The sequence below is a fragment of the Amycolatopsis sp. NPDC051758 genome, assembly GCF_044453095.1.
Taxonomy (GTDB): Bacteria; Actinomycetota; Actinomycetes; order Mycobacteriales; family Pseudonocardiaceae; genus Amycolatopsis.
The window spans coordinates 424,139-444,231 of record NZ_JBITCJ010000002.1 but is presented as its reverse complement, the minus strand read 5'-3'; the positions used below and the strand labels follow the sequence as shown (position 1 = coordinate 444,231).

Genomic DNA, 20,093 nt, shown 5'->3' with positions numbered 1-20,093 from the left:
AATGAGAACACTGGGGAGATGGGCCGCTCTGCTGGCCCTGGTGGGCAGCTCGCTGCTCGCCGTGAGTCCGGCGCAGGCCGCGCCGCAGTTCGACCAGCAGGTGCTGTTCAAGGCGGCCCAGGATCCCGGGTACAGCTGCTTCCGGATCCCGGCGATCGTCAAGTCCACCCACGGCACGCTCCTGGCGTTCGCCGAGGGCCGCATCAACAACTGCGGTGACACCGGCGACATCGACCTCGTGCTGAAGCGCTCGACCGACGGCGGCAAGACCTGGTCGCCGCTGCAGGTCGTCAACCGCGGCGGCGGGGACACCCACGGCAACCCGGTGCCCATCGTGGACGGTCGCACCGGCCGGATCGTGCTGATCACCACGTACAACAAGGGCCGTGCCGACGACAAGGCGTGCGACGTCCCGTGCCCGCGCACCCCGCATTCGCAGTACAGCGACGACGACGGCCGCACGTGGTCCACGCCGGTCGACATCAGCGCGCAGGCCAAGCTGCCGAACTGGGATTCGTGGTACGCGTCCGGCCCGGTGCACGGGATCCAGCTGACGAAGGGCCGGCACGCCGGGCGGCTGGTGTTCGGCGTCAACGCGGAGACCAGTGACGGCACGAACTCGATCGAAAACCACGCCGGGCTGGTCTACAGCGACGACGGCGGCCGCAGCTGGCACGTCGGCGCGGTGAACTCGTACCCGCACCCGGTTGGCGGGACGTACACGCAGAAGCCGTCCGAAGTCACGGTTGTCGAACTGGCCGACGGCTCGATCTACGCCGGCGGCCGCGAGCAGGGCGGCACCGACATCGGCAACCGCGACTACGCCATCAGCCGGGACGGCGGTGAGACGTTCTCCAGATCCTTCACCACCATCCCCGACCTGGTTACGCCGATGGTGCAGGGAGCGATCGTGCGGGTCGGGAACCGTCTCCTGTTCTCCTCGCCGTCGGACACCGACCGGCGCCGCTGGATGATGATCCGGTCGTCGTACGACAACGGGCGGACGTGGGAGAACGCCGAACAGGGCACGCAGATCACGACGGACTGGTCGGGCTACTCGGACCTGGTGCAGATCGGCGGCCCGGAGATCGGGCTCATGTACGAAGGCGGCGCCGTCGACGCGCGGGACGAGATCCGCTTCGCGCGCTTCAACGAGGAGTACCTGGGCTGGAAGAACTCCGCCGGACCGTCCACACCGGACGTTTCGGGTCACTCGGACGCCCGGGTGCTGGGTGGCGCTTCCGTTGCTGCCGGACGCTTCGGCGGAGCTTTGACGTTGGACGGCGTCGACGACTACGTCCGCGTGCCGTACAACCCGGCGCAGCCCCCGGGCGACGGCGACCTCACGTGGACCGGCTGGTTCCGGTACGGCGCCACGAAGGGCAACCAGGTGCTCTTCTGGCTCGGCGGGATGGGCACCACGGCCCCGCAGCTGTGGTTGCGCGGCGAGCCGGCGAACCACCGGCTGATCACCACGATGACCACGGCGGCCGGGACCGCGTCGATCACGACGGCGCAGGCCTACGACGACCAGGCGTGGCACCACGTCGCGCTGGAGCGGACCGGCGGCAAGCTGCTGCTCTGGGTGGACGGCGTCCAGGTCGCGTCCGGCGCGGCGGTCGCGGGGTCGGTCAGCCGGACGGTGTCGTTCCAGCTGCAGCTGGGGCAGCGGCTGGACAACGCGTACCGCTGGAACGGGTCGTTCGACGAGGTCCGGTACTACCGCCGGGCACTGACAACGTCGGAGCTGGACGCGATCCGGCTGCGGAACGCGGCGGTTCCCTCGGGCCAGGTGCTGCGGCTGCCGTTCGACCGGGTGCACGGCTGAGCCCTCGAACCGCACGAACCGGGGTGGATGACCGGTTCGTGCGGTTCCGGGCCGTTGTGCCCTGGTGCCCGGTTGCGCCGAGTGGTCCGATCGTGGTCGGACAGCAGGCGAGGCCACGCGGCCGAGCAGCACTTCCGTTGCGGGGCGGGCGGGGTCCACCGCCGCTGTCACGGAGGTAGCCATGTCATTCATCTCGGTGAACGGAACGACGCTGTACTACGAATTGCGCGGCGAAGGGCCGTCGTTGCTGTTCATTTCGGGCGCGGTGGGCGACGCCGGCCAGTGGAGTGCCGTCGCCGACGGCCTGGCGGACGAGTACACCGTCCTGACCTACGACCGCCGCGCCAATTCGCGCAGCCCGCGGCCGGACGGCTGGTCCGCGACCACCGTCGACGAGCAGGCCGACGACGTGTCCGCCCTGGTCGTGGCCCTCGGTCTCGCGCCGGTCCTCGCGTACGGGAACAGCATGGGCGCGACGATCCTGACGAATCTCGCCCTGCGGCACCCGGAAGTGCTGCGTGGCGCGGTCTTCCACGAGCCGCCCTACCTCGCGGGCTGTTCGGAGCCGGAGGCCACCGCCGGAGCGCTCCAGGAAGTCGTCGACGCCGGCATGGCCGAAGGCGGCCCGCGCACCGCCGTGGAGCGGTTCCAGCGGTGGATCGCCGGCGACGAGGCGTACGAGTCGTTCGCGCCCGATTTCCGGGCGCGGCTGCTGGCCGACGGTGAGGTGCTGTTCGGGATCGAACTGGGCCCGGTGATGAGTTATCTCCCCACCGATGAGCAGCTCGCGGGCATCCGGGTGCCGAGCGTCGTCGCCGCGGGAGCGGAGAACCGGGATCCGGCCTCGATCCGGCACCCGCTGTTCGAATGCGCCCAGTGGTTCTCCGAGCGGCTCGGCGTGCCGCTGGTCGAAACCCCCGGTGGGCACGTTCCGCAGTTCACCCACGCGCCCGCCCTCGTGGACCGGCTGCGCCCGATGCTGCGCACCTTCGACCAGCCGCCGGTGCCGGCCGGGAGCTGAACCGCTACTTCTCGGGGCGCGCCTTTTCCACGGCCTCGAGGAACTTCGCGACCTTCGCCCGCATCCCGTACGGGTACAGGAACGTGTTCCCGGCCAGCTTGTCGGCGAACAGCGGCACGTTCGTGACGACCTCCGCGGGCGGGCCCGGGACCACGAACACGATCCGGCCCGGCTTCCAGGCCGTCGGCGGGGTGTGCTGGATCTTGCTGATCTTCTCCACCGGGAACCGGTTCTTGGTGTCGCCGGGGACGATGAACCAGCTCTTCGTCGCGATGCTGAGCGTGACCGTGTGCCCGTCGAAGTGGAGTGATCGCCGCCTGGCCCGCAGGTGCACCGTCCGACTATGGCAGAGCGGGCGCCCGGTGGGACAGGTGCTTCCGGGTGCTCAGAGCGTCCGGCAGGTCACGGCCGGGCGCGCGGTTCCGTCGCCCTGCCCCGTCAAGGCGGTCAGGCCGAACGACGTCGAGCTGTTCGCGCCGAGCTTCGCGTTCCAGTCCGCGTTGTCGACGGTGACCGTCGAACCGTCGACCGTGAAGGTGCCGTTCCAGAGGCCGGTGATGTGGTGGCCGGCGGGCAGGGTCCAGCGGACGCGCCAGCCGAGCAGGCCCGCCGTCCGGTCGTTGCGCACCGTCACCTCCACCTGGTAGCCGCCGGGCCACGAGTTCGTCACCCGGTAGCTGGCCGCGCAGCCCAGGTCGGCCGGGGCCGACGAGCCGGTGGTGGGGGCTGCCGACGGGGGAGTGGTGGACGGCGCGGGCGCCGGCGCGGCGACCGGCGTGCCGTCCGGCACGAGCGCCGTGCCGATCACCACGCCCAGGGCCAGCAGCACCACCCCGGCGGCGCCGGCCAGCGCAAGGCGACGGCGCGGGCGCGGCACGTGCAGCAGGCGCGTCCCGGTCTTCGGGCGGGGACGCGGCGGCGGCAGCGGACGGCCGCCGGTGACGGCTTCGAACAGCTCCTGGACCTCGGCCATGGCCGGCCGCTGGTCCGGGTTCCGCTGCAGGAGCCGCCCGAGCACCTCGGCCAGCGGGCCGTCGTGCTTCGGCGGGGTGACCTCGTCGCGGGCGATGCGCTTCAGCAGGACGATGGTGTTGTCGTTGGTGCCGAACGGCGGGGTGCCCTCCAGCGCGCGGTAGAGCGTCGCGCCGAGGGAGAAGACGTCCGCGGGGAACCCGGCTTCGGCGCCGCCGGCGACTTCGGGCGCCAGGTAGGCGGGGGTGCCGGCGATGAACCCGCCACCCGTCACGGTCCCCTCGCCGGTGGCGCGGGAGATGCCGAAGTCGGCGATCTTCGTGACACCTTCGGGCGTGATGAGGACGTTGCCGGGAGTGACGTCCCGGTGCACGATCCCCTCGGCGTGCGCGGCGGCGAGCGCCGAAGCGACCTGTTCGCCGATGCGCGCGACCTGGTCGGCCGGCAGGCTTTCCCGCTCCAGCAGGACGTCGGCCAGGCTCTGCGACGGCAGGTACTCCATGACCAGGTACGGCGCGCCGTCGTGCTCGACGACGTCGTGGACGGTGATGGCGTGCGGGTGCCGCAGCCGCGCGGTGAGCCGCGCCTCCCGCAGCGCCCGCGCCCCGCCCTGGCCGCTGCCAGAAGGGTCGTAGCCCAGCTGCTTCACCGCGACGACGCGGTCGAGCCGCTCGTCGCGGGCACGCCAGACGACGCCCATCGCGCCCTGGCCGATCCGGTCGACCAGCCGGTAGCGCTCGGCGATCAGCTGTCCTGCCTCGGTCACGACGACCTCCGGTACCGGTGCTCGCCCAGGCCTTCCCCGGATGACACGGATCCGGGGACCGATCGGTTCGAGCTTAACGGCCCGCCCGCCGCCTCGCCGACGGGCGGGCCGCCCCGCTCACGCGCCGAACGGGTGCAGCTCGTCCCAGGTCGGGACGCGCGGGGTGAACCGCAGCTTCATCCCGGCCTCGCCCGGCAGCTTGTCCGCCTTGCGGGCGTTGCAGCTGCGGGACGTGCCCCCGCACGCGGCGACCGTGTTGAGCCAGCTGGTGCGGGCGCCGCCGCGGGACAGCGGCGTCACGTGGTCGATCGTGGTCGCGCGCTGCCCGCAGTAGGCGCAGCGGTGCCCGTCCCGGGCCAGGACACCGCGCCGGGACCAGCGCGGTGCCTGCGTATATCGCCACTTCATGACGACGTACCGCAGCAACCGGACGATCTTCGGGCGCGGGAACAGCCCGTAGGCGAGACCGTCTTCGGCCTCGTGGATCTCGGCGACGTGCCGCACGAGCATGCGGATCGCGTGCGGGACCGAAACGGTGTGCAGCGGCTCGTAGCCGGCGTTGAGGACGAGAACCTTCACAGTGCACCTCTTCCTGGTGGGGAGACGCAGAAAGCCGCCCGATCGGCTGGTCCGACGGGCGGCTTCTGCCTGGTGCAGTTCATCGTCGCCGAGCGGCGCGAGCTGCGTCAATCGTGTTTCACCCCAGGGGATGGGTGCGGAAGAACCGCCAGATCACCGGGGTCGCGTTGATGACCGTCGGCGTGGCCGAGTCGTTGTTCGGCGCGGTGCTGGGCCAGACGTGCCCCGCGCCTTCGACGCGGTAGTGCTCGAGGGCGCCCCGCCGGTCGCAGCCGAGCCACTTCTGGGCGACGACACCCTCGACCGGCGTCCACGACACGGGTTTCGCCCGGCAACCGTCCCTTGTGGACCACGCGGCCAGCCAGTCCGGGATCGACGGCAGGCCCTTGTCCGGGTTGCCGGTGTAGGGGATGGTCGTGTCGGCGGTGCCGTGGAAGTCGAGGATCGGCACGTCCCGGCTCGGGTGGCAGGCGCCGCCCTGCGGGTAGAAGGCGCCGGAGACGGGGGCGAACGCCGCGATCCGGCCGGCCAGCCGGCACGCCAGCACGCCGACGAACCCGCCGCCGTTCGACTTGCCGGCGGCGAAGATCCGGTTGTTGTCGACGCACAGGGTGCGCTGCAGCGAGTTCAGCAGGTCGCTGGTGAACAGGACGTCGTCGGCGGCGGCCGAGTACGGCGCGCCGGTCCAGGCCGACTCGCCGTCGGTGCCGATCAGGCCCTGCGGGTAGACCGAGATCGTGTCCAGCGCCGAGAAGCCGGACAGCTCCTCCTGGTACTGCGACGTGCGCTTGTGCCCGTGGTAGGACAGGACCAGCGGGTACGCCCGGCGCGGGTTGTAGTGCGCGGGCAGGTGCACGGTGTACTCGCGGTCGAGGCCGCCCGAGACGACGTGCTGCGGGGTCGTCACCCCGGCCGGGACCGGCGCCGTGTGCCCGCAGCCGGTGGTGCGGACGGGGCGGTCGACGACCCCCGCGGCAGCGGCGGGCGCGGCAAAAGCGGTGGTCAGGGCAGCGGCCGCGGTCAACGCGGCGGCCCACCGGGGGAAGCGTCCGGGCACTCGATCCTCCTTGATCGGCAGCGGGGCGTGGCCAGCATCACCCCACGGTCCGGGGCCCACCTAGATTGCGTTCATAAAGTGCACGACCGGGTGAGCACCGGGAATGTCGGACCGCCTCGGTAGGATCGGCCCGCTCGGCACCCCGCCCCGGAAAGGACCGGAAGTGACCACCCCGATCGAGACGCTCGAGTTCCAGTCGGAAGCGCGTCAGCTGCTCCAGCTGATGATCCATTCGATCTATTCGAACAAGGACACGTTCCTGCGGGAGCTCGTGTCGAACGCCTCCGACGCCCTCGACAAGCTGCGGCTGGAGTCGTACCGCGACAAGGACCTCGACGCGGACACCGCCGACCTGCACGTCGCGATCGAAGCGGACCCGGCCGAGCGGACCCTGACGGTGCGGGACAACGGCATCGGCATGACGCGCGACGAGGTGGTCGCCCTCATCGGCACGATCGCCAAGTCCGGCACCGCCGACTTCCTGAGCAAGCTGAAGGAGGCGAAGGACGCAGCGGCGTCGCAGGACCTCATCGGCCAGTTCGGCGTCGGGTTCTACTCGAGCTTCATGGTCGCCGACAAGGTCACCCTGGTGACGCGCAAGGCCGGCACCGCCGAGGGCGTCCGCTGGGAGTCGACCGGCGAAGGCACGTACACGATCGAGCCGGTCGAAGACGCGCCGCAGGGCACCGCGGTCACGCTGCACCTCAAGCCCGAGGACACCGAGGACCACCTCTACGACTACACGTCCCCGGCGAAGATCCGGGAGATCGTGAAGCGGTACTCCGACTTCATCACCTGGCCGATCCGGATGACCGCCGAGGCGGGCGAAGGCGAGGAGCCGAAGGTCGAGACCGTCAACTCGATGAAGGCGCTGTGGGCGCGTTCGTCGAGCGAGGTCACCGAAGCCGAGTACAGCGAGTTCTACAAGCACGTCAGCCACGACTGGCAGGACCCGCTGGAGACGATCCGGCTGCAGGCCGAGGGCACGTTCGAGTACCAGGCGCTGCTGTTCCTGCCGTCCCAGGCGCCGATGGACCTGTTCCTGCGGGAGCGCAAGCGCGGTGTCCAGCTGTACGTGAAGCGCGTCTTCATCATGGACGACTGCGAGTCGCTCGTCCCCGAGTACCTGCGGTTCGTCAAGGGCGTCGTCGACGCGCAGGACCTCTCGCTCAACGTTTCGCGGGAGATCCTGCAGCAGGACCGGCAGATCCAGCTGATCCGCCGCCGCCTGGTGAAGAAGGTCCTGTCGACGGTCAAGTCGATGATGACCGCCGACGCCGAGAAGTACGCGACGTTCTGGCGCGAGTTCGGCCGCGCGGTCAAGGAGGGCCTGCTCGACGACTTCGAGAACCGCGAGGCGATCCTCGAGATCTCGTCGTTCGAGTCGACGCACGACACGGAGAAGCCGACTTCGCTGCGCGACTACGTCGAGCGGATGAAGGACGGCCAGCAGCACATCTACTTCATGACCGGCGAGTCGCGGTCCGCGATCGAGAACTCGCCGCACATGGAGGCGTTCCGGGCCAAGGAGTACGAGGTGCTCGTGCTCACCGACCCGATCGACGAGATGTGGGTCGACGCGGTGCCGGGCTTCGACGGGAAGCAGTTCCAGTCCATCGCCAAGGGCCAGGTCGACCTGGAGTCGGACGAGGACAAGAAGGCCACCGAGGTCGCGCGCGAACAGCAGCAGAAGGACTTCGAGGGCCTGCTGTCCTGGATGGGAACGGCGCTGGGCGAGTCGGTCAAGGAGGTCCGGCTCTCGTCGCGGCTCACGACGTCGCCCGCGTGCATCGTCGGGGACACCCACGACCTGACGCCGACGCTCGAGAAGATGTACCGCGCGATGGGGCAGGAGCTGCCGCCGATCAAGCGGATCCTGGAGCTCAACCCCGAGCACGCCCTGGTGACCGGCCTGCGCGAAGCGCACACCGCCCGCCCGGAGGACGCGGACCTGGCCGAGACGGCCGAGCTGCTCTACGGGATGGCGCTCCTGGCCGAAGGCGGCGAGCTGGGCGACCCGGCCCGGTTCATCAAGCTGCTGGCGAGCCGGCTGGAGAAGACGCTCTGAGACCGTGGCCCGGGCGGGGGTTCCCGCCCGGGCCACGTCCATTGTGGACATCTCGGTCCCGGTGGCGCCGGTCCGGTCGAAGGGCCGGACGTTTCGCGCGAAGATCGAACGGGCAGACGCGAGGTATGTCCGGAACCGTGCTCGACGACGTCACGACGATCCGCGAAGCCGCCCGGCCGCTGCGCTGCCCGCAGGACCTCGACCCGCTCGTCCGGCGGATCGGGCAGGCCCGGATCGTGCTGCTCGGCGACGCGACCCACGGCACCGCCGAGTTCTACGCCTGGCGTGCCGAACTCACCAAACGGCTGCTGGCCGAACGGGACTTCTCGTTCGTCGCCGTCGAAGGGGACTGGCCGGAGTGCCACCGGCTGCACTGCTGCGCCGCCGGGGCGCCCGGTGCGCCGAAGGACCCCGGCCAGGTGCTGTGGGGCTTCCGCCGCTGGCCCACCTGGCTGTGGGCGAACGAAGAGGTGGCGGAGTTCGCCACCTGGCTGCGTGCCTTCAACAGCACCGGTGACACCCCGTGCGGCTTCCACGGTCTCGACGTCTACAGCCTGGGGGAGTCCCAGCGCGAATGCCTCGAGTCGTACGGCGACGCCGGCGCTTCCCCCGCGCCGGAAGGCCGCCGCGAGGACGTGGTGCGCCGCCTGACCGCGGCCCACACCGGCAGCGTGCCGGGCCTCGACCCGGCGCACCAGGCCGAGGTCGTCGCCGGCGCGGAACACCACTACCGGGAGCTGGTGCGGGGCGGCGTACGGTCCTGGAACGTGCGGGACACCCACCTGAGTGACACGCTCGACCGGCTGCTGCGTGCTTACGGCCCGCGGTCGAAAGCCGTGGTGTGGGCGCACAACACGCACGTCGGGGACGCGCGAGCGACCGACATGGCCGCCGCGGGCCTGGTCAACCTCGGGCAGCTGGCCCGCGAACGGCACCCGGCGGACGGTGTGGTCACCGTCGGGTTCGGCACCCACCGCGGGTCCGTGGTCGCCGCCGACCGCTGGGGCGGGCCGGTGCGCCGGATGCCCGTCGAGCCGGCGCGCCCGGACAGCCTCGAAGGGGTGCTGCACGAGGCCGTGCCCGGTGAAGACAGCTTGTACGTCTTCGATGCGGCCGAAGGGCGCGAGTGGTCCGCGGAGCTGCGCGGGCACCGCGCCATCGGCGTTGTCCACCGTGGCGGCGGGTACGTCCCGACCGTGCCGGCCGCCCGTTACGACGCATTTGTGCACTGCGACGAGACCACTGCGATCACGCCGCTGCACCACTGGGAGCCGGTTCGCACGGACGGGGACTGACAACGATGGCCGGTTGCTCGCGCGTTTTCGCCGACCGCGAGGACGGGGGACGACAGCTCGCCGAAGCGCTGCAGCGTCGCACCTGGGTCGACCCGCTCGTGCTCGGCCTCGCCCGGGGCGGGGTGCCGGTCGCCGCCGTGGTCGCCCGGCGGCTCGGGGCCGAACTGGACGTCGCGGTCGCCCGCAAGATCGGCGCGCCGGGCCGGCGCGAGTACGGCGTCGGCGCGGTGACACCCGGCGGTCCCGCCATCTACGACGAAGCGATCCTGCACACGCTGAAGCTCACGGCCGCCCGGATGGCCCGCGCGGAACGGCGAGAACGGACGGAGGCGCGCCGCCGCCTCGACCGTTACCTCGGCGGCCGGGCGCCGGCCGGCCAAGCCGACCGTGACGTCATCCTCGTCGACGACGGGCTGGCCACCGGTGTCACCGCAACGGCGGCGCTGCGTGACGTACGGGCCGGGAACCCGCGGACCGTCGTCTTCGCAGTGCCGGTGGGTGCGCCCGGCGTCGCCGCGGGGCTGCTGCACGAAGCCGATGACGTCGTCTGCGTCGCGGAACCGGCGGAATTCCGCGCGGTCGGCCAGTGGTACGCCGATTTCCGCCAGATGAGCGACGAGGACGTGCTTTCACTGCTCGCGCGGTGACCCGGGCAACTCCACACAGGACGTGCTGCTCCACCCGGGGAGTGCCGGGTTGACCGGATGGGCGGCGGGGTACCACCCGGCGGGGGCACCTACCGGATGGGCAGGCGCGTGATGATCGAACGGGACGGACTCGGCGCTCCGGCGCGCGGACTGCGGCAGTACCTGCTCGCCGTGGCGACGAAGCTGGACGTGCCCGCCTGGTTCTGCGAAGTCGAAGTGCCCGCGTCCGCTTATTTCGCCCTGGAGCGCCGGCTCGCGCGGTTCCCGGACCACGAAGCGGCGCTGCTGTGGGACGAGCGCGACGGCTGGGCCGCGGCGGTCGAGTCACCGACGGGCGAGGACGCGGTGGTGCTCGCCTACCTCGGCGCCGACGTGCTCCCGGCACCGGACACCGTCGGGGCGTTCGTGCAGGACCTTTACGGCGACGGCTACCCGGGCCGGCCCGACCCCCCGGACTTCCGCAGACCCGGGGCCCCGGACGGCTTCGACGACCGCCTCGCCACCTGGACCGGCGACCCCGTCTGCTTGCCCGAGGGCCAAGCCTGAGACTCCGAGCCGTCGTCAGCGCGGCGGCAGCACGCAGAACTCGTTGCCCTCCGGGTCGGCGAGCACGATCCACGGGTCGTCCGCGGGGTCGTCGAGGACCTTCGCGCCCAGCATCACGAGCCGCTCGACTTCTGCCCGCTGGTTCCGGCCCACCGGGGCCAGGTCGAGGTGCAGGCGGTTCTTGCCGGTCTTTCCCTCCGGCACCGGCTGGAACAGGAGCGCCGGTCCGTCGTCGACGTCGACCTGGCGGTAGTTCGTGCCGTGCGAGTCGGTCCAGGTTCGCTTCTTCCCGTTGCCGAGCGCCTTCGCCCAGAACTCGGCGAGCAGGTCCGGCCGGTGGCAGTCGACCGCGACGGCCAGGATGCGCGCGGTGGTCATGCCGCCGCCACGATCCGGTTGATCGCCGCGGCGACCAGCTCCGGCTCGGCGACCGTCACCGTCAGGCCCGGGTGGCGGACGAGCCCCCACGGGTCGATGCCGGGCACCGGCTCGTGGAACCGCAGGCAGACGCCGCGTTCGGTCGTTGTGCCGAAGGTCAGGCCACGGTCGGCGAGCGAAAGGCGGACGCCGAGTCCCTTGAGCGGGTTGAACGGGCCGCTGACTTCGGCGCCGGCGAGGTTGTGCAGCGGTGTGGTGACCAGCCACGGCCCGAGCCGCACGCGCAGGCCGTCGGCGTCCAGCTCGAGTCCGCTCCAGGGGTTGAGGACCGGGCGCAGCCAGGGGTGGACGGCGAAGTCCGCGTGCAGGCGGTGCTGCACAACAACGGCGGGTTCGCCCGCCGCCGTCCCTGGGGCGGTCATGCCCCTCGGCCGGCCGTCGCGTTCGCGGTGCATGGGCTCTCCTTCACGCCGTGTCCTCCCCGGCTACCCGGTGATCGCCCGCCGAAACCGGCTGGTCACCGGGCGGCAGCCCGGTTCGCCGCTCGGGGTGGAAGGGGCCGGACGGCGGACCCGGAAGCCCGCCGTCCGGCCCACGGCCGGGACCCGCGCCGGCCCCTGCAGCCAGGACGCGGGCCCCTGGTCTCAGGGGAAACGCCAGTCGTGCCCGGAAGCCGCCGCGCCCGTCAGACGCACACAGTCGTCCGCGGGCAACGGTGCCGGGACGGACACGAGCGGCTCCCTTGTTCCCCGTCGGCTACCACGTCCTCATGGGACTAAACCTGACCGGCCCGGGGTATCCGGGCCGCGACCCGGAGGAGGTGCGGATGCCCGCGACAGCAAGCGAAATCCGGAACGCGGCCGCGCTCGTGGCGCCGCCCCGATGACCGATCGTCACGACCGGACCCCGGTGGGCTGGTTCGCCCGCGCGCTGCGGGTCCCGGGAACCGAACGACAGAACCTGGTCCAAGCCGCAAAAGCGACCTTCGCCGCCACCGGCGCGTGGCTGCTGGCCACCTTGGTCCTGCGCCTGCCTCAGCCGTTCCTCGCGCCGTACGCCGCGGTGTTCCTGGTGGAAGCGACGGTCTACCGGTCGCTGCGCGGATGGCTGCAGCAGGTCGGCGCGGTCGCGGCGGGTGTGCTGCTCGCCGCCTTCGCCGGTCAGCTGATCCCGTCGCAGGCCGTGGCGCTCGCCGTGGTGGTGTTCGCCGGGTTGCTGGCCGGGAACTGGCGGCACTTTGGGTCCGCCGGGATCTGGGTCGGCGTCACCGGGATGCTGGTGATCTCCTACGGCACCGCGACCGAGACCGTGCTGCTGGGCGACCGGCTGCTGGAGACGGCGCTGGGCGCGACGATCGGCGCCGCGGTCAACGCCCTGATCTTCCCGCCGCTGCACGGGGAACGCCTCGCCTCGGCCGCCGGCCGGCTCGCGTCGTCGCTGGCGGACCTGCTGGAGGCGACGTCCGACCTGGTCCGCCACGACGAGCCGCCGGAGGACGTCGAAGACCTGCTGGCCCAGGCTCGTGACGTGCGGAGCCTCGTCCAGCTGGCCGAGGACGCGATCGGCCTGACCCGGGAAGGACGGCTGCTCAACCTGCGCCGCCGCCGTCCCGGGGCGGGCGGCCGCCACGAACGTCCACTTGTGACACTCATCGCGCTCTGGCCGCCGGTGGCCCAGCTGATCGCCGCGGTCCGGACCACGTCGGGGCGGCAGGAGCACCCGTTCGGCTACCCGTGGCCGGACGCGCGGGACTCGCTGGCGGACCTGATCCGCGGCCTGGCCGGCGCGGTCCGGTCGGTGGCGAAGGACGGCGAAGCGGTCGACCTCGACGGCTCCCGCGCGCTGCTGGCCCAGCTCGAAGAGCGCCTGGTCACCGCGGACGACGGGGTGTCGGCGCGGCTCGGGCTGGGCACGTTGACGCTGCCCGCGCGGCACCTGGTGGAGAAGCTGGAGAACCGCTGAGCTGCTGGACCGCGACGGCGTCGGCTTCGGAGCGGCGGGTTGCTGTCGTGGCTGATCAGCACTCGGGAGTCGTCACGACGCCGGGTACTGCTGCTCCCGGAGCAGGTTCGCGAGGTGAACGGCGTTGCGGACGAGGGTCGTGTTGGTCGAGGCCACGGCCTTCGGCGTCTCGTCGAGGTCGTTGTAGTCGCCGCCCTGCATGGCCTCGCCGTTCCAGTACGTGCCGCCCTGGGCGGGGACCGTGAAGCCGGTGTCGTTCAGCGCCTGGAACAGGTCGGCGATGATCTTGTGGGCGCCGTCCTCGTTGCCGACCGCCGCGGCTACCGCGACCTTGCCGAACATCGCGGGCCGGCCTTCGTCGTCCTGTTCGGACAGTTCGGCGTCGAGGCGTTCGAGGACCCGCTGGGCGACGCTCGACATGTGGCCGACCCAGGTCGGCGTGGCGATCAGCAGGACGTCCGCGGCCGCGATCTTCCGCCGGATCTCGGGCCATTCGTCACCCTCGCCCATGTCGGCCTCGACACCCGGGCGGACGTCGTAGTCGACCACGCGGACCAGCTCGCCGGTGGCGCCCCGCTCCGCGAAGAGGTCGAGCAGCTGGCGCGCGATGAGGTCGCTGCTCGACTTCGCGGGCGACGGCTTGAGCGTGCAGGTCAGCGCGAGGACGCGCAGTGCCATGGGTGCCTCCGGGCGTGAGTGCTGGACAGAACGGCTACCCGGTCCCCGCGTGCACAAACCCCGGGCGGTTCACCGGGCCTCGGCCGTGAAAGTGGTTTCGGGGACCAGTTGGCGGTACGCGCGCAGTGTGTCGGCGGCGACGCGGTCCCACGAGTAGCGGGCCACCACCCGGTCGTGGCCCGCCGTGCCGTAAGCGTGGCAGAGCGCCGGGTCCTCGAGGAGCCGCCGCAGCCGCGAGGCGAGCTCCTTCGGCTGGTTCGGCCGGACCAGCAGCCCGGTGACGCCGTCGACGACGGTGTCGGTGAGCCCACCGACCGCGGTGGCCACGACCGGGACGCCGCAGGCCATCGCCTCCAGCGGCACGAGCCCGAACGGTTCGTACCGCGGCGCGCACACCACGACGTCGGCCGAGCGCAGCAGGGCGGGCAGGTCCGCCCGGGACACCCGGCCGGGCCAGGACACGCGGTGGCCGACGGTCAGCCGGTCGGCGAGCGCCCGCAGGCGCGCCGCCTCGGCCGGTTCGGGGTGGCCCGCGATCACCAGTTCGGTGTCCGGCAGCCGCGCGAGTGCGGCGAGTACGAGGTCGAACCCCTTGCGCGGGACCACCGGGCCCACGGCGACCAGCCGGTGCGCCGCCCGGCGGCGCGCCACCGGCCCGTCGGGGGTGAACCGCTCGAGGTCGACCCCGCCGGGGACGATCGAGATCCGCGAGCGCGGCACGCCGAAGCCGGCCAGCGTGAAGACCTCGTCCCCGCCGGTGGCGAGCACGAGCCCGGCCCGCCGGGCGAGGAGGCGTTCCATCCGGACCCGGTCGGCCGGTCCGGTCTCCCGGGCACCCAGGTGCCGCTGCTCGGCCACGCCGAGGCCGTGGAACGTGTGCGCGACCGGCGTTCCGGTCGTGTTCGCCGCGAGCGCCGCCGCGAGGCCGGAGGTCCAGGAGTGCGCGTGCACCACGTCGGGCCGGTCGGCGGCCCACCGGTCCCGCAGGAAGCCGCCGAACTCGCCGGTGCCGGGCAGGTCGTCCTCGTGCACCGGGCCGCGCACGACGCGGTAGCCCTGCGGCGCCCGGAGCTCGGCCGGCTCACCGGGAGCCTGGTGGTGCGTGTGGACGGTGACGTCGTGGCCGGCCCGGGTCAGCGCGGCCGCGAGCTCGGCGACGTGCACGTTCCGGCCATCGGCGCCGGCTCCACCCGGTTCCGCCAGCGGGTCCGCGGGCCCGGACACCATCGCGATCTTCATCGGTGCGGCGGGTGCTCCGGAGGGTGAGGCGCCGGGTACGGTCATGGCCTCCTGGTTTCCCGGACGAGGCTCGTTAAACGTGCCCCCGCACGGGGTATCCGGGTGGGTTTGCTCCGTGTTGACGGAAGGACGGCCATCGATGCGGTTCACCCCACGGGAACCCGGTTCTTCGACCTGCTGACCGACGCGGCGAGAAACCTGTTTTGTCGCGGAGTCGGTGGCGTCGTCGGTGCCTGTACGTGACGGCGTTCGCGGTGAAGGCCCCGATCTTCACGACGCACGTGATCACGGCGGCGATCATGGGTGTCGGCGCGACCCGGCGGCTTTCCGCGGTGCGGTGGGGCATCGCCCGGGACATCGTGCTCGGCTGGCCGACGCGCTCACCTGACCCGCGTTTGTCGACCGCACTCCTGGGAAACCGGGAGGCGACAACGAAGCGGATGAGGGAGAGCCATGAAGGCAGTGACCTGGCACGGCAAGCGCGACGTGCGCGTCGAAGAAGTGCCGGACCCGAAGATCGAGGAAGGCACCGACGCCGTCATCCGGGTCACCTCGACCGGGATCTGCGGCTCCGACCTGCACCTGTACGAGGTCCTGGGCGCGTTCATGACCGAAGGCGACGTCCTGGGCCACGAGCCGATGGGTGTGGTCGAGGAGGTTGGGCCCGACGTCAAGAACCTCAAGCCCGGTGACCGGGTCGTGGTTCCGTTCAACATCTCCTGCGGGCACTGCTGGATGTGCGAGCGCGGCCTGCAGTCGCAGTGCGAGACCACCCAGGTCACCGAGCAGGGCAAGGGCGCGGCGCTGCTGGGCTACACCAAGCTCTACGGCCAGGTCCCGGGCGGCCAGGCCGAATACCTGCGTGTCCCGCAGGCGCACTACGGGCCGATCAAGGTCCCCGAGGGCCCGCCGGACGAGCGGTTCGTCTACCTCTCCGACGTTGTGCCCACCGCCTGGCAGGCCGTCGACTACGCCGGCATCCCCCAGGACGGCACGGTCGTCGTGTTCGGGCTCGGGCCGATCGGGCAGATGTGCGCCCGGATCGCCCGGCACCGCGGCGCCGGCCAGGTGATCGGCGTCGACCTGGTGGCGGAACGCCTCGCCCGGGCTCGCGAGCACGGTGTCACCGCGCTCGACACCCGTGACCACAAGGACATCGGCGACACCATCCGGCAGCTGACCGCCGGCCGCGGTGCCGATTCGGTGATCGACGCGGTCGGCATGGAGGCGCACGGCGCGCCGGTCGGCCGGCTCGCGCACAACCTCGTCGCGATGCTGCCGCAGCAGCTCGGCGCCAAGATCACCGAGAAGGCCGGCATCGACCGGCTCAGCGTGCTCTACGCGGCGATCGACAGCGTCCGCCGCGGCGGCACGATCTCGCTGTCCGGTGTGTACGGCGGGATGGTCGACCCGATGCCGATGATGGAGCTGTTCGACAAGCAGATCCAGCTGCGGATGGGCCAGGCCAACGTGCGGCGCTGGATCGACGACATCATGCCGGTGCTCACCGGCGACGGCGACCCGCTCGGCGTCGAAGGCTTCGCCACGCACAAGCTGCCGCTGGCCGAAGCGCCGCATGCGTACGAGATCTTCCAGAAGAAGCTCGACGGCGCGCAGAAGATCCTGTTGCAGCCCAACAAGTAATTCTCGGGAGGACCCTGCCGGTCACCGACCGACGGGCACGACGAGCCGGCGCCGATGCAGGCCGGTCGGTCGGCGGTGCGCGGTCGAGATCGAGCTGAACGCCGTCGCGCAGGCTTTCCCACCGGGGCACCGGATCCGACCTGGAGGTCACGGCGAGTGCTACACCTGGGTCACCGACGGACACGGAGCTGGTCTGAGTTTCGCGGCCGCGACACCGGGTAAGCCTCTCGCGTGCGGATCGTGATCACCGGGGCCACCGGCAACGTCGGAACGGCGCTGCTGGCCGCCCTCGAACCCGGGCACGACGTGGTCGGCCTGGCGCGGCGGTTGCCCGACACGGCGGCCGAGCCGTACCGCCGGGCGGGCTGGCGCGCCGTCGACGTCGGCGAGCCGGGCGCCGACCGAGAGCTGACGCGGCTGTTCGACGGCGCGGACGCCGTGGTCCACCTCGCGTGGGCGATCTCGCCGGTGCGCGGCGACCCGCCGATGTGGCGGACCAACGACCACGGCACCCGGCACGTGCTCGCCGCGGCGGCGGCCGCCGGGGTGCCGCACCTGGTCGTCGCGTCGTCGGTGGCCGCCTACGGACCCGCGCCGCGCTGGGAGAAGGTGGCCGAGGACCGGGCGTGCACCGGCATCAACGGCAGCGCCTACAGCCGCGGCAAGGCCGCGCTGGAAACCCTGCTCGACCGGTTCGAAGCCGAACACCCGGAAGTGCGGGTGGCCCGGCTCCGGCCGTGCGCGATCCTGCACCGCCGCGCAGCCGGGGCGTTCGCGCGCTGGCTGCTCGGCCCGGTGGTGCCCGCGGGTGTGGTCGGCGGCCGCGGCCTGCCGGTTCCGCTGTGGACTGATCTGCGTGCGCAGATCGTGCACCCCTCCGACGTCGCCGGCGCGATCCGGCTGATCCTCGACCGCGGCTTCACCGGCCCGGTGAACCTCGCCGCACCCGAAGTGCTCGACGCCGACGCGCTGGCCGCGGTCCTCGGCGGGGTGCGCGTGCCGGTGCCGAAGCTGTTGGTGCAGGTCGCGGCCCGGGCGGCCTGGTTCACCGGCGTGCTGCCGCTGCATCCCAGCTGGCTCGAGCTCGCCGATCGCGCCGCGCTCGCCGACACCACGCTGGCGGAGACCGCGTTGGGCTGGCAACCTCGGTACGACGCCGCGTCCGCGCTCGCCGAGCTGGTCGACGGGCTCCGCTCGGGTGCGGGGGCGGCGAGTGAGCCCCTGGCTCCGCCGCGCCGCGACGGGGTCGTGTCCCGGCTCCGCTCGCTGACGCGGGTCGGGCCGAGTCACCAGTCGCAGTCCTGACCTCCGGGAGGCCCCAGTGAGTACCGAAGCCGCCGACGTCGTGGTGATCGGCGCCGGGCACAACGGCCTGGTGGCGGCCAACCTCCTGGCCGACGCGGGCTGGTCGGTGCTGGTGCTGGAGGCGACCGACCGGCCGGGCGGGGCGGTGCAGACCGCCGAGGTGACCGAGCCCGGCTTCCGCAACGACCTGTTCAGCGCCTTCTACCCGCTCACCGCGGTGTCCCCGGTGATCAAGAGCCTGCGGCTGGCGGAGTACGGCCTGCGCTGGCGACGGGCGCCCGACGTCCTGGCGCACGTGCTGCCCGACGACCGGTGCGCGGTGCTGTCGCGGGACCTCGAGCGGACGGCGGCGTCCGTGGACGAGTTCGCCCCGGGTGACGGTGCCGCCTGGCGGCGGTTGTTCGAGCAGTGGCAGGAGATCCGCGAGCCCCTGCTGGGCGCGCTGTTCACGCCGTTCCCCCCGGTGCGCCCGGCGCTGAAGCTGCTGCGCCGCACCGGGACGGCGGACGCGCTGCGGCTCGCCCGGATGCTCACACTGCCGGCGCGGCGGTTCGGTGACGAGCTGTTCGCCGGTGAAGGCGCCAAGCTGCTGGTGGCCGGGAACTCCGCGCACAGCGACCTTTCGGTCGACAACGCGGGCAGCGCGGTGTTCGGCTGGCTGCTCGCGATGGTCGGGCAGGACGAAGGGTTCCCGGTGCCCGAAGGTGGTGCGGGGGAACTGATCGCGGCACTGGTGCGGCGGCTGGAGTCGCGCGGCGGGACCATCCACTGTGGACGTCCGGTGCGGGAGGTGATCGTCGGCGACGGCCGGGCGCTGGGTGTCCGCGACGCCGCGGGTGACCCGGTCCGGGCACGCAAGGCCGTGCTCGCCGACGTCCCCGCGCCGGTGCTGTACGGGTCGCTGGTCGGCGCCGAATGGCTGCCGTCGCGGCTGGTCGAAGACCTCGGCAAGTTCGAATGGGACAGCGCGACGGTGAAGGTGGACTGGGCGCTGTCCGGCCCGATCCCGTGGACGGCCGAAGCCGCGCGCGGCGCCGGCACGATCCACCTCGGCACCGACCTGGACGGCCTTTCTGCCTTCGGCGGCGAGCTGGCGCGTGGCCGGACGCCACGGCGGCCGTTCCTGCTGCTCGGCCAGATGACGACGAGCGACCCGACCCGCTCCCCGGCGGGCACGGAGTCGGCGTGGGCGTACACGCACGTCCCGCGCGGCACGATGGAGAACCGGGCGGCGCTGGAGCGGCGGGCCAAGCGGATCGAGGAGACGGTCGAGGCGAACGCGCCGGGCTTCACGGACCTGATCAAGGCGCGCTACATCCAGGGCCCGGTCGAACTGGCCGGCCACAACCCGGGCCTGGTCGGCGGCGCGATCAACGGCGGCACCACGGCGATCCACCAGCAGCTGTTCTTCCGGCCGGTGCCGGGTACGGGCCGCGCGGACACCCCGGTCGACCGGTTGTTCCTGGCCGGCTCGTCCGCGCACCCGGGCGGCGCGGTGCACGGCGGCCCGGGGGCGAACGCGGCTCGCGCGGCGCTGGCCCGGGCCGGCCGGCTCGGTGGCGGTTACGCGGCGGTGATCCGGGCGGCCAACCGCGCGGTCTACGGCTGAGCGTTCTTCGTGCGGGTGTGCTTGCCGGTCGCCAGGTCGGCGAGGCGGGCCAGGGATTCGGTGTTCCGCGGCTTGATCAGGAGCGTCTGCAACGCCGCCGGCAGCACCTTGGCGGGGCCGCCGACGATGTGCTCCGTCATCCGGACCTCCGTCTTCCCTTCGCCGTGCGGCACGAGGGTGAGCCCCACCGCCGCCTCGCCGAGCGGCCAGCCGCGTGCCTGCAGGGACAGCGACAGGCCCGGCTCGACCGCCGTGACCACGGTTTTGTCCTGGATGTGCACGGGCCACGGGCCCACGCTGTGGTGGATGCGCGACCCGATCGCGGGCCAGTTCTCGTCGACGTCGCGGATGTGCGAGCTCCCGACCACCCAGCCGGCGTAGAGCCAGCCGTCGGCGAGCACCGCGAACACGGCCTCGGGCGGTACGTCGATCACGCGGCTGACCTCGGTCACGGTTTCCTCCTGCTCGTCGGGCAAGGCAGGAGTACCCCGTCGCGGAC

19 protein-coding genes are annotated in these 20,093 nt (G+C 72.3%); 10 read left to right on the top strand and 9 right to left on the bottom strand.

The genetic code is table 11. From position 1 onward, the window contains the following. Position 1 precedes the first annotated feature (1 nt). Together ACIA5G_RS11290 and ACIA5G_RS11285 are read left to right on the top strand one after the other, a co-directional pair. Positions 2-1,828 carry an exo-alpha-sialidase gene (locus tag ACIA5G_RS11290; protein ID WP_395922475.1) on the top strand — a complete coding sequence of 609 codons (1,827 nt, stop codon included), beginning with the start codon at positions 2-4 and terminating at the stop codon, positions 1,826-1,828. Positions 1,829-2,009: 181 nt separating this feature from the next. Continuing rightward, positions 2,010-2,849: an alpha/beta fold hydrolase gene (locus tag ACIA5G_RS11285; RefSeq protein ID WP_395922473.1), complete on the top strand. Its 840-nt coding sequence runs from the start codon at positions 2,010-2,012 to the stop codon at positions 2,847-2,849. 4 nt (positions 2,850-2,853) lie between these two features. Here ACIA5G_RS11285 and ACIA5G_RS11280 read toward each other — a convergent pair whose 3' ends face one another. The 4 genes from ACIA5G_RS11280 to ACIA5G_RS11265 form a co-directional block, all read right to left on the bottom strand. Further along, on the bottom strand, positions 2,854-3,183 hold the full coding sequence (locus ACIA5G_RS11280; protein WP_395922472.1) for a hypothetical protein: 330 nt from the start codon (positions 3,181-3,183) through the stop codon (positions 2,854-2,856). Positions 3,184-3,234: 51 nt separating this feature from the next. After that, entirely contained in the window at positions 3,235-4,587 is a 1,353-nt protein-coding gene (locus ACIA5G_RS11275) for a protein kinase (RefSeq protein ID WP_395922471.1), read from the bottom strand. Positions 4,588-4,704: 117 nt separating this feature from the next. Further along, complete coding sequence (locus tag ACIA5G_RS11270) at positions 4,705-5,166, bottom strand: HNH endonuclease (protein ID WP_395922470.1); 462 nt, start codon at positions 5,164-5,166, stop codon at positions 4,705-4,707. 118 nt (positions 5,167-5,284) lie between these two features. Next, positions 5,285-6,223, bottom strand: a complete 939-nt coding sequence (locus tag ACIA5G_RS11265) for an alpha/beta hydrolase family esterase (protein ID WP_395922469.1) — start codon at positions 6,221-6,223, stop codon at positions 5,285-5,287. A gap of 163 nt (positions 6,224-6,386) precedes the next feature. Between ACIA5G_RS11265 and htpG the strand changes: the two genes are divergently transcribed. The 4 genes from htpG to ACIA5G_RS11245 all read left to right on the top strand — a co-directional run bounded on the left by htpG (position 6,387) and on the right by ACIA5G_RS11245 (position 10,779). Beyond that, positions 6,387-8,291 carry a molecular chaperone HtpG gene (htpG, locus tag ACIA5G_RS11260; protein ID WP_395922467.1) on the top strand — a complete coding sequence of 635 codons (1,905 nt, stop codon included), beginning with the start codon at positions 6,387-6,389 and terminating at the stop codon, positions 8,289-8,291. A 125-nt stretch (positions 8,292-8,416) separates the two neighbouring features. Further along, positions 8,417-9,586, top strand: a complete 1,170-nt coding sequence (locus ACIA5G_RS11255) for an erythromycin esterase family protein (protein WP_395922466.1) — start codon at positions 8,417-8,419, stop codon at positions 9,584-9,586. Between the two features lie 5 nt (positions 9,587-9,591). After that, a complete protein-coding gene (locus tag ACIA5G_RS11250; RefSeq protein ID WP_395922464.1) occupies positions 9,592-10,233 on the top strand; it encodes a phosphoribosyltransferase in 642 nt (213 codons plus the stop codon). A 111-nt stretch (positions 10,234-10,344) separates the two neighbouring features. Next, positions 10,345-10,779: a DUF6292 family protein gene (locus ACIA5G_RS11245; protein WP_395922463.1), complete on the top strand. Its 435-nt coding sequence runs from the start codon at positions 10,345-10,347 to the stop codon at positions 10,777-10,779. A gap of 15 nt (positions 10,780-10,794) precedes the next feature. Here the strand turns inward: ACIA5G_RS11245 and ACIA5G_RS11240 are convergent, their stop codons facing one another. Both ACIA5G_RS11240 and ACIA5G_RS11235 read right to left on the bottom strand, forming a co-directional pair. Then, positions 10,795-11,157, bottom strand: coding sequence for a VOC family protein (locus tag ACIA5G_RS11240; protein WP_395922462.1), 363 nt, complete (start codon positions 11,155-11,157; stop codon positions 10,795-10,797). Continuing rightward, positions 11,154-11,612: a hypothetical protein gene (locus ACIA5G_RS11235; protein ID WP_395922460.1), complete on the bottom strand. Its 459-nt coding sequence runs from the start codon at positions 11,610-11,612 to the stop codon at positions 11,154-11,156. The genes ACIA5G_RS11240 and ACIA5G_RS11235 overlap by 4 nt, the downstream gene beginning before the upstream one ends. 427 nt (positions 11,613-12,039) lie before the next feature. On the opposite strand from ACIA5G_RS11235, the gene ACIA5G_RS11230 reads away from it, so the two are divergent. Further along, a complete protein-coding gene (locus ACIA5G_RS11230) occupies positions 12,040-13,119 on the top strand; it encodes an FUSC family protein (protein ID WP_395922459.1) in 1,080 nt (359 codons plus the stop codon). A gap of 72 nt (positions 13,120-13,191) precedes the next feature. Here the strand turns inward: ACIA5G_RS11230 and ACIA5G_RS11225 are convergent, their stop codons facing one another. Together ACIA5G_RS11225 and ACIA5G_RS11220 are read right to left on the bottom strand one after the other, a co-directional pair. Continuing rightward, positions 13,192-13,797 carry a flavodoxin family protein gene (locus tag ACIA5G_RS11225; RefSeq protein ID WP_395922458.1) on the bottom strand — a complete coding sequence of 202 codons (606 nt, stop codon included), beginning with the start codon at positions 13,795-13,797 and terminating at the stop codon, positions 13,192-13,194. Between the two features lie 69 nt (positions 13,798-13,866). After that, the gene (locus ACIA5G_RS11220) at positions 13,867-15,036 is read right to left on the bottom strand and encodes a glycosyltransferase (RefSeq protein WP_395923506.1); all 1,170 of its coding nucleotides are present in this window, start codon (positions 15,034-15,036) and stop codon (positions 13,867-13,869) included. A 453-nt stretch (positions 15,037-15,489) separates the two neighbouring features. Here ACIA5G_RS11220 and ACIA5G_RS11215 point away from each other — a divergent pair, with 453 nt between their 5' ends. The 3 genes from ACIA5G_RS11215 (at position 15,490) to ACIA5G_RS11205 (ending at position 19,594) form a co-directional block, all read left to right on the top strand. Then, positions 15,490-16,680 carry a zinc-dependent alcohol dehydrogenase gene (locus ACIA5G_RS11215; RefSeq protein ID WP_395922457.1) on the top strand — a complete coding sequence of 397 codons (1,191 nt, stop codon included), beginning with the start codon at positions 15,490-15,492 and terminating at the stop codon, positions 16,678-16,680. Positions 16,681-16,911: 231 nt separating this feature from the next. Further along, on the top strand, positions 16,912-17,985 hold the full coding sequence (locus ACIA5G_RS11210) for an NAD-dependent epimerase/dehydratase family protein (RefSeq protein ID WP_395922456.1): 1,074 nt from the start codon (positions 16,912-16,914) through the stop codon (positions 17,983-17,985). A 16-nt stretch (positions 17,986-18,001) separates the two neighbouring features. Beyond that, positions 18,002-19,594: a phytoene desaturase family protein gene (locus ACIA5G_RS11205; RefSeq protein ID WP_395922455.1), complete on the top strand. Its 1,593-nt coding sequence runs from the start codon at positions 18,002-18,004 to the stop codon at positions 19,592-19,594. Here ACIA5G_RS11205 and ACIA5G_RS11200 read toward each other — a convergent pair. Then, on the bottom strand, positions 19,585-20,046 hold the full coding sequence (locus tag ACIA5G_RS11200) for an SRPBCC family protein (protein WP_395922454.1): 462 nt from the start codon (positions 20,044-20,046) through the stop codon (positions 19,585-19,587). The two genes, ACIA5G_RS11205 and ACIA5G_RS11200, sit on opposite strands and share 10 nt — an antisense overlap. Positions 20,047-20,093: the final 47 nt, after the last annotated feature.